This window comes from Elizabethkingia miricola (assembly GCF_001675285.1).
Lineage (GTDB): Bacteria > Bacteroidota > Bacteroidia > Flavobacteriales > Weeksellaceae > Elizabethkingia > Elizabethkingia miricola.
In genome coordinates, this window is record NZ_LSGQ01000005.1 from 56,950 (window position 1) to 71,027 (window position 14,078).

At 35.9% G+C, this 14,078-nt stretch carries 12 protein-coding genes; 3 read left to right on the plus strand and 9 right to left on the minus strand.

Annotated features, from left to right (window positions below; all coding sequences use genetic code 11):
• Positions 1-139 precede the first annotated feature (139 nt).
• The 9 genes from ATE49_RS07320 to ATE49_RS07360 all read right to left on the minus strand — a co-directional run bounded on the left by ATE49_RS07320 (position 140) and on the right by ATE49_RS07360 (position 7,461).
• The gene (locus ATE49_RS07320; protein WP_065081642.1) at positions 140-580 is read right to left on the minus strand and encodes a hypothetical protein; all 441 of its coding nucleotides are present in this window, start codon (positions 578-580) and stop codon (positions 140-142) included.
• Positions 581-603: 23 nt separating this feature from the next.
• The gene (locus tag ATE49_RS07325; protein ID WP_065081643.1) at positions 604-960 is read right to left on the minus strand and encodes a hypothetical protein; all 357 of its coding nucleotides are present in this window, start codon (positions 958-960) and stop codon (positions 604-606) included.
• A gap of 184 nt (positions 961-1,144) precedes the next feature.
• Entirely contained in the window at positions 1,145-2,164 is a 1,020-nt protein-coding gene (locus ATE49_RS07330) for a fibrobacter succinogenes major paralogous domain-containing protein (RefSeq protein ID WP_081278428.1), read from the minus strand.
• A gap of 648 nt (positions 2,165-2,812) precedes the next feature.
• Positions 2,813-3,379: a DUF3575 domain-containing protein gene (locus tag ATE49_RS07335; RefSeq protein WP_058877733.1), complete on the minus strand. Its 567-nt coding sequence runs from the start codon at positions 3,377-3,379 to the stop codon at positions 2,813-2,815.
• 159 nt (positions 3,380-3,538) lie between these two features.
• Positions 3,539-4,495, minus strand: coding sequence for a transporter family protein (locus ATE49_RS07340; RefSeq protein WP_065081645.1), 957 nt, complete (start codon positions 4,493-4,495; stop codon positions 3,539-3,541).
• A 14-nt stretch (positions 4,496-4,509) separates the two neighbouring features.
• Positions 4,510-5,595, minus strand: a complete 1,086-nt coding sequence (locus ATE49_RS07345) for a cytochrome-c peroxidase (RefSeq protein ID WP_078796088.1) — start codon at positions 5,593-5,595, stop codon at positions 4,510-4,512.
• On the minus strand, positions 5,579-6,406 hold the full coding sequence (locus ATE49_RS07350) for an MbnP family protein (RefSeq protein ID WP_065081647.1): 828 nt from the start codon (positions 6,404-6,406) through the stop codon (positions 5,579-5,581). Before ATE49_RS07350 ends, ATE49_RS07345 begins: the two co-directional genes overlap by 17 nt.
• Before the next feature lie 128 nt (positions 6,407-6,534).
• Positions 6,535-6,846, minus strand: coding sequence for a hypothetical protein (locus ATE49_RS07355; protein ID WP_260255859.1), 312 nt, complete (start codon positions 6,844-6,846; stop codon positions 6,535-6,537).
• A 246-nt stretch (positions 6,847-7,092) separates the two neighbouring features.
• Positions 7,093-7,461 carry a hypothetical protein gene (locus ATE49_RS07360; RefSeq protein ID WP_065081649.1) on the minus strand — a complete coding sequence of 123 codons (369 nt, stop codon included), beginning with the start codon at positions 7,459-7,461 and terminating at the stop codon, positions 7,093-7,095.
• 312 nt (positions 7,462-7,773) lie between these two features.
• Between ATE49_RS07360 and ATE49_RS20330 the strand changes: the two genes are divergently transcribed.
• The 3 genes from ATE49_RS20330 (at position 7,774) to ATE49_RS07370 (ending at position 14,037) form a co-directional block, all read left to right on the plus strand.
• Positions 7,774-7,950, plus strand: a complete 177-nt coding sequence (locus tag ATE49_RS20330; RefSeq protein ID WP_169817114.1) for a hypothetical protein — start codon at positions 7,774-7,776, stop codon at positions 7,948-7,950.
• A gap of 131 nt (positions 7,951-8,081) precedes the next feature.
• Positions 8,082-9,830 (plus strand): PKD domain-containing protein, encoded by a 1,749-nt coding sequence (locus tag ATE49_RS07365; protein WP_065081650.1) that lies wholly within the window; start codon positions 8,082-8,084, stop codon positions 9,828-9,830.
• A 169-nt stretch (positions 9,831-9,999) separates the two neighbouring features.
• The gene (locus ATE49_RS07370) at positions 10,000-14,037 is read left to right on the plus strand and encodes a hypothetical protein (protein ID WP_065081651.1); all 4,038 of its coding nucleotides are present in this window, start codon (positions 10,000-10,002) and stop codon (positions 14,035-14,037) included.
• Positions 14,038-14,078: the final 41 nt, after the last annotated feature.

Consider the following 14,078-nt stretch of genomic DNA (forward strand, 5'->3'; position numbering starts at 1 on the left):
TAAAAGAACTGTAAGAAGAATCAGGGTAAGAAGGTAAGTGAAATCAGTAAACTTTAAATATTTATTGATACTATAATAATTTTTAAAACTTTTAATATTAAACTAATACTATCTTACCTCTCCAACAACTAAAACTGTATTAATCACTAGTTAATGGTTTGCCGAGCTTGTTTCTAATGTCAATATATAGTAAAGTACCTTCGTTTTCACCTACTTTTGTCTGAGATTCCTCTTTACTTATAACTTTCCAGACCCCATTATGTTTTGATAGCTTATATTCATTAAAAGCTCCATTTTTAACCCTTAATATTTCTACATAAGCTTCATTATCTTTATAAGTGATACTGTATAGAAACCAGAAATTATCTTTTTCAGTTTTTAATAACTCGTCCCTTGTAAAATAGTTTTTCTCTTTGAAAACATGCTTTTTATTGAAGAAACTGCTATAATAAAATGGTTCAGGAAGTACATCTTTGGAAACTGTCTGGAGAATATTATCTAAATCATTGTTTTTTGATGAATGATAACTAATAAATACAGTAGATACAAGGCAAACAAACAGTAAAATATACTTTTTCATATAGCTATTGCTTTGATGATGTATTACATAACAAGTTTATCTTCTTTAATATAGTATGTTATTAAATTTTCTTTATTATCTATGTTTTTACTTACTGAAGATACTTTTTTGACCTTAAAATTTTTACTATTTAGAATTTCGATCTTTTGATTTTTCACATCATAAATCACCTGATCAGCTCCATTAAAACTGATAAAGGGACTATCCAATGATACGTCTTTAGTAAATGTTGTTATTTGTGAAATTTTATTAGTCACTATATTCTCACTTTTGAATTTTAGAAGATCATCAGTCTTTTGATTGCTACTTATCTGAGCGAGTAAAATGTGGGAGAATAAAGAAAATCCCAATATTATAGGGAATTTAAGTAGTTTTTTCATATTTATGCTTTTGATAAGATAAATATACAATAAAATTCAATGTCAAAATATACCCATTATAATCATACTCTATGAATATATATACTAGAGAATGCTGAAAAATTGACCACTTGAACCTTGATTAAAGTGAATAATAATACATGTGTAATGGGCTATATCCTTTTATTCAACTTGCTTGAATTCATTAATCTTTTATGCAACGAACACTTGCTCCATCGGTACGAGTATTAGCGGATGCATATGCAGCAGAGTTATTGAAAGACAAGGAATGAGCGTAATCATTACCACCAGGTATACTACTCCAATAATAGCCAGCATAACTACGATTATAAGGAGCTCCAATGTTACTAGACCGTTTGCCTCCAGCGGGAAGAAATAAGGATTTACCAAACCACTTACCTGCTCCATAATTATTGAAATCTTCAGCTTTAAATGAAAAAGTTCCTCCATTGTATTGAGGGTTAAGGTCCTTATTAGCAACTCCAGCCCATTCATTAGGAGTTGGAACTCTCCAATTTACCCCAAGTTCTAATTTGCATGGATCAGAAGAAGTCCAAGATCCATCTGGTTTAACATTATAGTGAGGAGGATTATTCATTTCAAAAAGAGCCCACCCTACAAAAGAATTAGAATAGAATTGGTCATTAACTTGATTTATATAACGTATATTAGGTGATGTTATTTCTGTATTAAATGCTCCCCATTGGTATTTTGCGCCATGTATTCCTGCATCAGGAGTGAAAGGATCTTTATTTGTGTCTGCTCCAAGATTATGACAAGCAAATTCTTTCCATACTCCAGCTGCTATATAAGCCCCACATTTCTCAATAACGTTGGGTCCCTTGATAGTACATGATTGTTTACTTATATTAATAACCATTGAAATTTCTGCACCAGAGGGTTTACCTGTTACATTATATACTATTTCTCCATTATCAATATCTAATACTCCTTCATTTCTACTAAAAGTTAGTCCTCCATTATTAAATATTTCAGCTGGATATTTTTTACCATTACCACCCGTATACGGTATTATCAAGACGCCATTATATACTGACCCATGCATTACACTTAAAGGAGAAAACATGGCATTATTGCAATTAAGTTTTAAAGTATTTATAGATTCTTGGTTTATTGAATCATTACTATTACATGATAATAATAATGAAATTGTTATTACATCTATTATTTTAGTTCTCATCATTAAAATTATTTCCTATTCTAACTCTCAACAAGCTTAGCAAAGCTATATACACCAGTCTTCTGAAAGGTCTAACATCTCCCGTATGATAAAATAATAGGCTTTGTTGTATGTTTCACTTGATAAAGCTTGCATTAACAGATCTCATTTCTTGATTTTTTATAAATACGACGTTTTTTGATGTTACTTTAGCTAATATACAGTCATTTTATGAATCCTACAATAAGGAGATTTCCAAGTTATAAATCATAAGCTCAAGTTACTAGTGCAATACTTTTATATGGTCACTTTTAACAAGATTATACAGTACACTTTAATTAATTAAATAGTAATAGAGTAGCTATTTTTTCCGTTATACTGTATACCTAGTGTAGTGTTAATATAATATATACTATCACAGAAATATTATATACAAAGCTAATTGGTTCTAAGATTTGTTTTCAGTTCGATTAAACTTTTCTTATAAGTTACTAAAAATCCCCAATAAAGAGACCAGAAGAAATAAGATAGAAAGAAGTTCCTCCAGCTCCACAAGAAAAGAGAATCACAATGATTCTCTTTTTTTCTTTTGTACCTGAGGTTGTACTGTGTTTTTCAGATACATTTTTGTTAATTTCTAATTCTGAGCAAATTTTAATAATCATCCGAATCTTAGAACTTATAAGCTACCATTATCCCGCCACGATAAGGTATCCATTCACCGCTTTTATTCCAGTTGTCAGCATCGTCATATCGTTCACGTGGAGATTTGGAACCATCCCAGCCATGATAAAAGCCTTGTGAATTTCCACCGCCCAGATACATATCAAGATTCCAATGGTCATTTATCTTTAACTGATATCCGACACTGGCACCAAGCATAACATTAAATCCTTTTTGATACAGACTGGTATTCCAGTAATTCCACTTCTGCATATCATAGACAGCCATACCCATATTAGCTCCGACATACCATTTTTCCATTGCTTTCGAGAAATAATAGCGGGTTTCCAGGTGCCCCATATAAATTTGTAAATGCCTTCCTGCAAAAGATTTCCATGGAGAAACGAACAAATCTGCTTGTCCTGTCCAATGCTGACTAAAAGCGTGCTCATAACCTATATTAATCATTCCTATAGGAGCAAAAAGTGCATTTCCCTTGATCTGATTTTTATATTCCTGGGCATATGCTGTATTGGCTATAGCTGCTAATATAAAAATGCTAAGTATTTTTTTCAATTTTAAATTTTTATGCAAAGGAGTGAAATTCCAATCTTTCTGACAATGGTGCAGGCTATTTCTAATGTAATTCTAATATGGTGCTTTATAAAAGAAAAGACTCAGGTTCCGAACCCGAGTCTTAATATTAAAATATAATCTGATTTTGTTCAAAAGATTCTATAAACCAAAATTTATAAAAATGCTGAAACGTGATTTTGCTTCAATATCTCCACCGGCAAGGCGGGTATAAGCAGGTAACATAAGCTCTGAACCCAGGCTCCATTTCTGATAAGAAACCTCAAAGCCGAGTTTCCCATATAATGCACTTCCGGCAGTATTGGGCATGTTTTCCCCAAATTGTTTGTTCCGGTCATAAACCTCACCCTGTAATCCTAGTTTACCTGATAGAATACTATTTTCATTGCGCCATAATCTGTAAAATCCGGTTACCGCATAATTCCACTGATTGCCAAACTGATAATGTTTTTTATTTTCAGTTTTAATGGTATAGTCCGTATTGATAAGCAGGGCAAACAGGCTTTTTTGATATTTGTAACTCAGTGCCATCTGATAATCCCAACTTCCGGTACCTAGCTGGAAACTAGGATTGACTCCGGTAATTCCCTTTTCATCGAATTTACCCAGAGGAATCTTTATTCCGATTCCCCCGTTCAGCTGGTGGTAAGAATCTTTTGACATCAGTATCTGGTATATTCCCATTACATTCGCATCACCTATTCCGCTGATTCTGACATCTCCCTGCATTGTTTTTTTGTTGTGGAAATGATAGGGAACACTTCCGTAAATACTGAGTTTTTGCGTTACAGGTATTTTTCCCCATAACTGAATTGTATTGAAATACTGATCCTGTGTTAGCTTATCTGTAAACAGGTTTTCTTTTGCGAGGTAATGCTGAGAAAAATATTTTATACCAACAAACTGAGGATTCAGTAGGGATTCAAAACCTGAAGAGCCATTTCCTGCAGCACATCCACAGGCATCACAATCATCATCCATCAATACAAAATGTTCATATCGGGGATTGGCAACCATAGCAATGCTGTCTTTGCCTGATTCAGCATAGACATTGGTAATACTTACCAACCCGATAAATATTAAAATTATCTTATTCATTTTGAGAGTTTATTTTATTCCGAAAACTTCGGATTTGTTATAAAGTTTTTATCGCTTAAAGTCTTTAAAAATGCAATAATGTATTGCTTTTCATCATTTGCCATAGGAATCCCGATGTGCCCGTTCTGTTTCAGAAGCGGGTCCAGATTAGGTTGATCTTCTACGTTATCCGAGTAAAAGTTCAATACTGCTTCCAGTGAATAAAACCTACCGTCGTGCATATAAGGTGCTGTGTATTCTATATTCCTGAGACTGGGAACCCGAAACTTCATATAATCGGCAATGTTAAGTGTTACTCTGTATCTTCCTTTATCATCGAACTGAGCATTGTAGTACATTCCTGTATTTCTGTAGCTTTCATCCGTAAACAATTCTCCTGAGTGACAAGAAGCACATTTCTGCTGAAATAATGAGAAGCCTTTTGATTCTTGCTGCGTAAAAGACACTTGCCCTTTTCGATACTGATCGTATTTGGAATCAGCAGAAATCATTGTTGCCATAAATTGGGACAAGGCTTTCAATACTCTTTCCCCTGTGATATTATCATCTCCGAATGCAGCTCTGAACATTTTTTTGTAATTAGAATCCGCACTTAGTTTTCCTGTTACTTCAGGCATAGAACTGTCCATCTCGAAATCTGTTGTTATAGGGACTAATGATCTTTCGTCCAGATTATGGCTTACACCATCCCAGGTATAATTCCTGAGAAAAGCCATATTCTGAATAGGTGGTGCATTTCTTATTCCCAATCTGTCGTCGATACCGTGACTAACGGTATGCCCGTGATGGGTAAAGGCATATTCCTGTATATGACAGAATCCGCAGGAGATTGTATTATTCCGGGAGAGTTTTCCTTCGTAGAAAAGCTTTTTGCCCAGTGCGACTCCGTTTACTGTAATAGGGTTTCCAAGAACATCAAAGGTCATTTTGGGAAATCCTTCCGGAACATTCAGTTGATATGCTTCGTCCTTATTGACAGAGAAGCCTTCATACTCATTTTTACAGGACATAAATGTCCATAAAACAAGAAACAAAAGAATCCGGAGAGGGGGAAATGACCCTCTTCCGAATTGTTGTAAAAGATTAATCATTATGAACATGGTCTACCCTGAACATTTTGGTTAGATTATTGGTAACGTTTACCAGATGCTGGTTAGATCCCATAGCCATCTCATTATCTTTATTCAGGTTTAAGCTGGCTTGTCCGCTCAGATACTGATTAAGATCTGCCAGAATATGTATGGAAGGTTTGATGTTTTTGGTAACCCTTGCTGTCATAGGCAGGTCCAAAGTAATTTCTCGATATAAATCAGCAGTGTTATTGGCAGAAGTATTTCCCATATTTCCGCAATGGTTCATAAACTTGGTATCCGGAGTTGCTGATCCGTAATTGCCTTCAAGTTTCGTGAAAATATATCCGGCAGCCCATGACCATGCCATTCCTGCGGTTTTTGCTTTTTGCCAGAAAATACCTTGCCCGTCCTGTCCCAGAAGGTAAGCCGACTGACTGATACCAAGTCCGAATCTGATTTTTTTATAGTTATTCCGTGGAATATCTGCCAGATCAATATAGACAATTCCTGCCTTGGCTTCAGCCTGATCTACGATAAAAGCGCCTTTATCGGGATTATTGTAATTGTATTTAAATTCTTTTCCACTTTCATCTATCAGCACAATATTGCTCACAATGTATTTCAGGGTAGTGAAATTATGCTTCTGTCCGCCAGATGAAGTCTGGGCTGTTTGGCCCAATACAATGTCTCCCAGATTATTAAAGCCGTTTTCAAATTTTATCTGCAGATTTCCGGGAGCGGTATCTTCCGTTTCTGTGCTGTCACTGTTTCTGCAGGAGGAGAGGATGAATAAGGTGATACCAATAAATAATAGTGATAAAAGTTTATAAATTTTCATTTGTTTTCGATTTTTAAAGTTTTCAGTTAATGCTATATAAAGCCATATGAGATGTATTCCGGCCTTTTATCCGGAATATATTGGAGAACCTTCGGGTGAAATTTCTCTTTAATATTTAAAAGCAAACATTAAAAAACGGGAGGTCTGAAAATGTGTTTCAGGAAGAGATAATGGTAATTCTCTTTGTAAATGTTTTTATCTCTAATCGTAAGTATATAATATCCTGTCTGAATTTCTGAGATTTCAACAGGAAGGCAGAGATCGGTTATTTTCTGACCCTGACTTTTTGTTTTTGAAGACTGAGCGTCATCCTGTGCATTTTTTGCCAGTTCTTTTTCCAAGTAACATTTACCATTGCAATGCAATTTTGGATTGTCTTTGTTTATACAAAGCTCTTCCGAAATATAATTATAGTTCACAGCATAGTCCAGTACCGGCATTAAGGGCTTAAAGACGAGATAAAAAATGAAAAATATGTTGAGAATAAGCTTCATCTATTCTATAATACGATTTTCTGTTCCGTTCAGGCAGAACAGTTTTTTTAGAAGATTTGAATAATAGATTCTAAGATTGTATATAACTATCCAGCAGAGAACGGTGTCCCTGAGGTTTCCATATCTGTTGTGTTATAAATACAAAGTGAGATACACTCTCTTCTTAAGAGAAAGAATAAAAATATGGGTGAATCAGATTAAAGGAGGATGAAAGACATCCGAGCAGGCTAAAAAATGATAAAATGAGCTATAGAATGAGCTAGGCTCAACTTGTTCTGTGAAGTATTTTGTGGGAAAGTTAAATGTAAAGATCTGATCTGTTAGAAAAACATCTGTAAAGCCAGAACTAATCTTTAGATTATTTTGTTTAGGTGCACTTTCAGAAGTCTTAGCCAATTCTTTTACCAGATAACATTTCCCGTTACAAAGCAGTTGAGGTTTGTTCTTGTTTTCACAAAGCTTTTCCGAAATATAGTCATAGTTTACTGCATAGTCTATCAATGGCAATACCGGACGTATTGTAAGCATCAATATTATAAATGTAGGCAGTATAAACTTCAATGAAACTATTTTGCTGCAAAAATAGGCAAATAACATTTATCAATACACAAACTGTGAAATGTCATATTTTTTAGGAAAGCTGAAGTTTACCCCTGTAGGAGGTGTTTGTATAAAAAATCAAAAATTATTTTCAGATAAATTTTAATGCGTCAAGTTTTGACGCCACGCCCATTTACATTTGCCTCATCAACATAACACAAGGGTTGATAAAATAAAAACACAAAAAAAATTAAATGAAAATATAATGCGACGAGTTTTGGCGCCACGGGCGCTGATCTTTGTCGGAGAATAGAAAACCACCAATTACAAATTATGAAACCAGAACCATTAACTACAAAAGAAGAGTTATCTCAGAATATTTCTCAGATACTCAATGAGCAGGAAAAAGCCGAACTGGATTTCGAATTTTACCTGAACGAATTGGAAGAATTCTTTATGAATGATTTCAAAGAAACAGAGATTCCCGAAGATGATCATCCAATATATTAAAACATGTATAACCCCTAAAAACACAAATTATGAAAGACCCGCCAATGATGATGTACTACCAAAAAAAATACAGTACAGAAATACAAAAAAAACAAAAGAACATTAACAATCCAATTTAAAAATTCACAATTATGACATCAAAAACAGAATTAAAAAGTTATTTCGAAAACGGGGATATCCCTAATCAGGAACAGTTTTGGGCATGGATGGACAGTTACTGGCATAAAGACGAAGCCATAGATCCAAATGCTGTGCAGTATACCAATTCACAACCCACAGTATATAAAGTAGGCGGAGTTCCAACAGGTACAACCTTTGAGAACATGCCAATTAAGCAAGTCTTAGACTATATTTTCTATGGTAAAGTAGATTTAACAAGTACCGAGATTAAATTTAAAATCAGAACAACTCAGGCTAATGAGAGAGTACCGGTTGCTATGCTAAGAACTGCTGCAGAGGTTGCACAGGCAAAAGTGAACTATGGCGACGGAAAAGAAGAAATGGTAGTAGTTCCAACTTATAATGGCTCAGAATCCTGGACAGATGGAGACGGAAATACCCATTATGTTGACACCGGAAATACATTCTATCATGTATATGAAACCGCGGGTGATTATGAAATTACGATCAACGCAGAGGCCAATGTAAGTTATGCAAGATTCTGTGAAGGACTTACCAGAAATTCTCAGGGTTATTTTGAACCCACAACCAATAATTATATTGTTGAACTATCCAAGTTCAAATCGAACTCTTTAACCAATCTGGATTATACCTTTGCAGGTCTATCGCAAGCTAATGTAACGGCAGACTTTAAGGTGGAAACCCCGGAAGTAACTACTATGTATTCTTCGTTCTATGGCTTTGGAGAAGGCCGAGAGTTTGAATCTTTCCCAGCGGATATGCTATCACAGATTACCAAACCAACAGGATTAGTAGGAACATTCTTTAGAGCAGGTCTTAAAAAGCTATTACCGGGATTCTTAGACAGTTTCTTCAATCTGGAAACAGTATTCGAATGTTTTAAAAATTCTAAACTGGGGAAAGGATATTATCAGGATGTTTATCCTTGGGATTACAGAGACAAGCATTCCATAGATCCTGCATATGACTTTATTCCGGTATCATTATTCTGGAAAAATCCTAAGCTGAAAGATGTATCTCACTGCTTCAACTATATTGGTGAAGGCTGGTTTGGAAACCTTACTTCAGGATACTTAGCTTATAATGTGGTAAGAAGAGAATTATTCTGGAATGGAAAATCCTTAGGCAATACCAAAGGAACTATTGAGAATGCATTCTATATGTTTGCGAAAAATAACAGAATCCTTTGTGAAGCCAATATCCTGAAATATGCTCCTGAGATGAAACATATCGGTGGTATGCTTACGCAGACCAACCAGGTTTCTCATGCAATCAGCTGGGGCGGAATGATCCCTATTGCGAAGAATGAAACGATTTCTATTCGCTCTTATGATGGTGGACAGCCTGTTGAAGTAGAAGGAAATGGCTTAACATACGATCTGAATGTGATGTTCCCGGAAGCAAGTTATCCGAAGATTCTTACGCTGAATGGTGCATTTACAGTAGCAGCAACTGCTGACACTTACGGCTTTAACCATCAGATAGATTATAATGGAAGTGCCAATCCCGTAGTCATAGATCAGAGTTTCAACGCAGCTGCATTCTTAGCCAAATTCCCAAATGCTACAGCCGGAAGTGTGGATAATTATGCTAAAACAATGCTTGGGCAGTCTGGTGGTTCGGAAGCTGATAAGTCCGATGGTCGAAATGGTGTATTCTTTATGCTGGATCAGGATACCAGAATCACAGATAAAGCTACGGTTCCTGCATTAGTCTTCAATAATGCGATTCCATACTAGTGAATCAATAAGTCAATGAGTCAATAGGTGAATTATCTATTACTTATTCCACATTGCTCATTGCTTATCGAATAGCATTAATTAATAAAAATTTAAAGATCCCTTAAAAATTGATCTGAAAAAGGTCAACAGGGAGAACTATGTCTAAAAATCAATAAATATTAATATTATGAACAACAATCAATCATCACAAACATTATTCAGATTTGTGAGCCAGAGAAATGCACAACTTATAGAATCAGAAGAGAAGATTACGTTTATTAATCGTTCAAAAGCTATAAAGAGTGTTTTCGATCAGGCAATTATCCAGTGGGCCAATCAGAAATCCCCGGGTGTTACAAAGCTCGATGCATTAACAGCTAAGGCAAAAGAACTAAAACAAACACAGCAAATTCAATTATTTACAAAAGCCGATGAGGTTGCAGTTGCAGCAGGTAGCTTTTATAAAGCAGGAAAGCAACTGGCTGTTGAAAGTAAAATCTCACCAGAATTAGAAGCTGAGCTGAAAGCCTACTTTAGTATAAACACTAATGGAGAAACAGAATTGATATCAACGGCTCCTCTTAACTTAGTCAATATCTGGGACAATTTTATTTATCAGGTTGTAACTCAGGAAAGTTTCTATGTTAAAGAAGCATTGTCACAGGTACTTAAAGCCTATAATTATATTAAAAATATTGTTCCAGAGGGAGTCAATAAAGAAGAGGTATTAAAGCAGGCTCTAGATGCAAAAGTAGTACTGTCGCCAGTACTTTTCCTGGATGAATATCCTGTGGAGCAGGATCATGCATTTCAGGTTAATGTAAGTAATATAGGGACAAGCTATATCTCTGCAAAAAATACGGTTAAAGCTGTTCCCGTTTCTTCAGAGAATATAGATCTTGTTAATGCCGATACAGCTCGAAAAGCAAATGCTTTAGCAGCTAATTACTACAAAGAGAATCTAAGAAGCCTTAAAAAAGATCTGGAGAAAGCGAAAAAAAGTTATGATGCGGGTTATCATAAAGCATATAAAGCTGCTTTAAAAGAACATCAGGCGACTTTGCAGAACTCTGACCGTTCATTACAGGCTTCGGTGCCTGAAAATTTCAGCTTTGAGTATGAGGCATCATCAACGGATGCATCTTTCCTTTCTACTAAGCTATCCGAGAGTTCCCTACAGGCATTGGCAATGCTTATAGATAATGGCGACTCTGTGGAAATATCTGCGATGGGTTTAAGGGAGTCTGATACTATCAATTCAGACTTAGGACTGGTATCAGAAGAGTATGAGAATTTGGACGGAATTATAGCTGTTGTAGATGAACAAATCCACAGTTATAATAAGCAAATTAATGATAATACAGTAGTTATACGAGAAGAATACACCAGCATTGGAGGGGTATTGGTTCCGGTTGCTGGTAATTTAGTTGCTAGTACTGGAGATACAAAAAGCTTTACGGCGACAACCGTAGCCAAAAGTAATACAGAGTGGTCCGTTTTATTAGAGCTTAGCGATAAAACATTATCTGTTATAAGTGCTAATTATCAGGCTTCTGTGGGAACTGTTCCTGTGTCAGATTCTTCGGCTGTGTTTGTACAGGATGGAATTTATAAACTATTTAGTAATAATTCTATTCCTGTCAATAATTCAGGAAGTAATGGATTTACTATTCAAGGTGAAGTAGTATTGTCAGATAATAAGGTGTATCAGCTGAATTTTACGATGATCATTAGTTCATATGGAGATAGAGATTATATAACAAATGCTTTCCCTTACACTGGTAGTGGAGGTCTGTACATTGTTGAAGAAACTCCGGAACAAAAAGTATATGAAGGAGAGGTTTGCGCATCTAATCATCCATCGGGACAAAATATCGTAGCAGTAAGTGCTTATTTAAAAATACCATCTACGACACTTGTTAACCTTGGTGAATATAGATTGATGAATGGAGGTAAGGTTGTGAAGTCAGGTCATGTTCAGGATTGGTATGTAACAGTCAATAATGTAATACAGCTGCATGATTTATTTGACAATACACTTACTCTAAATGAATTGCAACAATCAACCAAATTTGTTTTTGATACCTCTATTAGCGGAAAATTTCAGCAATTGGTTTTAGAAAATTTTAATACCCTGAAATGTGCTACAGGTATATTTAAAGATGCTCAGAAATCAAATGAAGATTCTGATGGACAAGTCTTTATTCCAAAAGGATTTGGAATCAGAAGACTGGGAATTGCAGATTACCTGAAAGTAGAACAGTCTACTCATGCCTATATTGAGGGAGAAGTAGCCAATATCGAAAATATTATGGCTCGGGAATATCGCGATAAATCTACCAGAAGGTTACGCAGAAGTGAAAATACAACAACGACTTCTAAAGAAACCGAACAGGAAAAGCTAACGGATACAACTACAGCGACCCGTTTTGAAATGCAAACGGAAATTGCCAGAATGTTACAGGAGTCCAATGATTCTTCAGTAAGTACATCTTCCGGATTTTCAAAATGGGGGGCGAATTTTAATATCGCATCGGCCTATGCCAATCACCGTTCCAAAGAAGAGAGTACCCGACAGGCAACTACCCAGGCACAGGATATTACACAACGAGCAATGGACAGGGTCGTGAGCAAGGTACGTGAAGAGCGTATTGAAAAAATTGTTGAAGAGTTTGAAGAAAACAATTCCCATGGTTTTGATAACCGTAAAGGCGATAAACATGTGGTAGGGGTTTACAGATGGGTAGATAAACTGATGAAAAATCAGATTTTTAACTACGGGAAACGGATGATGTTTGAATTTATGGTGCCACAACCATCCAATATTCATAATCTTGCCTCATCCTCTATCAAAACAGCCAGAGTGATCTCAAAACCTATAGATCCGAGAACCTATGAAGCCGATTTGGGTAAAAAGTTGGACAGCTACGAGAAAATCAATGCGACAACTATAAGTTTCTGGGGCTCTATGTATAGCGTAGATCTGATGAATTTATCGGAAGAAATCAGTATAGGTAAAGCCTTCTCTTTTGAAGTCATTGGAGACTCCAATGAAGATGCTGAATGGGATGAAATAAAATCTGAGAATGTCATGTTGCCAATTCCGGAAGGCTTTGAAGCCTATATGGCAAAAGTATATGCCTTCGGTCCAACGTATAAAGGAGAACAGGTAGTGGGTATCCACACTATTGTAGGGAATTATAAATTTGATACCTCTTCTAACTCTCAATATCAGAATATTGGAAGCTTTGTAGATGCCGTTCCTGTTTCTTATTCACAAATGGGCTATCATACGGGGAGTATTAATATCGATGTGAAATGTCGAATCACCAATTTAGGGAAAATAAAAGCTTACAATGCAATTATCGGAGCCTATGAAGAAGCTATGGTTATCTATAATCAGGCAATTGCTGAAGAAGAAGCCAGAGCTATAAATATTAAAGAAACGAATGCCAATTTCTACCGTCAGATTGAACAGGATGTATTGAAGCATAACTGCATAGCTTATATGGTAGATCCAAACTTACTGGGAACCAAACTTTTTGATGTGAACGAAAAAAGTTTAGAGACGTATGAAGTGATCAAGAAGAAGATATTGGACGATTATGCTGCTTTGGTTAAGTTTATGGAACAAGCTTTTGAGTGGGATATTATGTCATATAATTTCTACCCATACTTCTGGGGAAATAAGGCCGATTGGAAAACCCTTTATCAGTCCGAAAGTATAGATCCGTTATTCCGTTCTTTTTTACAAAGTGGTATGGCAAGAGTAGTTGCAACAGTACGTCCTGGCTTTGAAGATGCTGTACAGTTCTATATGTCTACAGGTAAGATATGGAGTGGCGGCGAAGTTCCAGTAATTGGAGACCCTTTATATCTGTCTATTGTAGATGAGATGCGTGAGCCAATGGGTGAGAAATATGGAAAAGCGTGGATTACCCGTATACCTACACCACTTACCATTCTTCAGGCGGAAAGCATAGGACTGAAAGTAGAACACGCTCTTCCGTTTACACAGGAAGATCCAAAAGATTTTGAAGATCCAAAAGCACTGATTACAGAAAGTAATTTCGAAAAGAATGATGCTACAATGCAGGCTCCTGAAAGTAAAATGGTAGGTAGTATGGAAATCAATAATGATTATCTCCAGCTGACCACCAAGGACGATCCTAAGCAGGTTGTTGCTCAACTATCACTGGATGATCTGAAAGAAGCTCTTCAATAAGCTTTATAATAACTATCAGAGAGGGCGGTGTACTGCCGCCC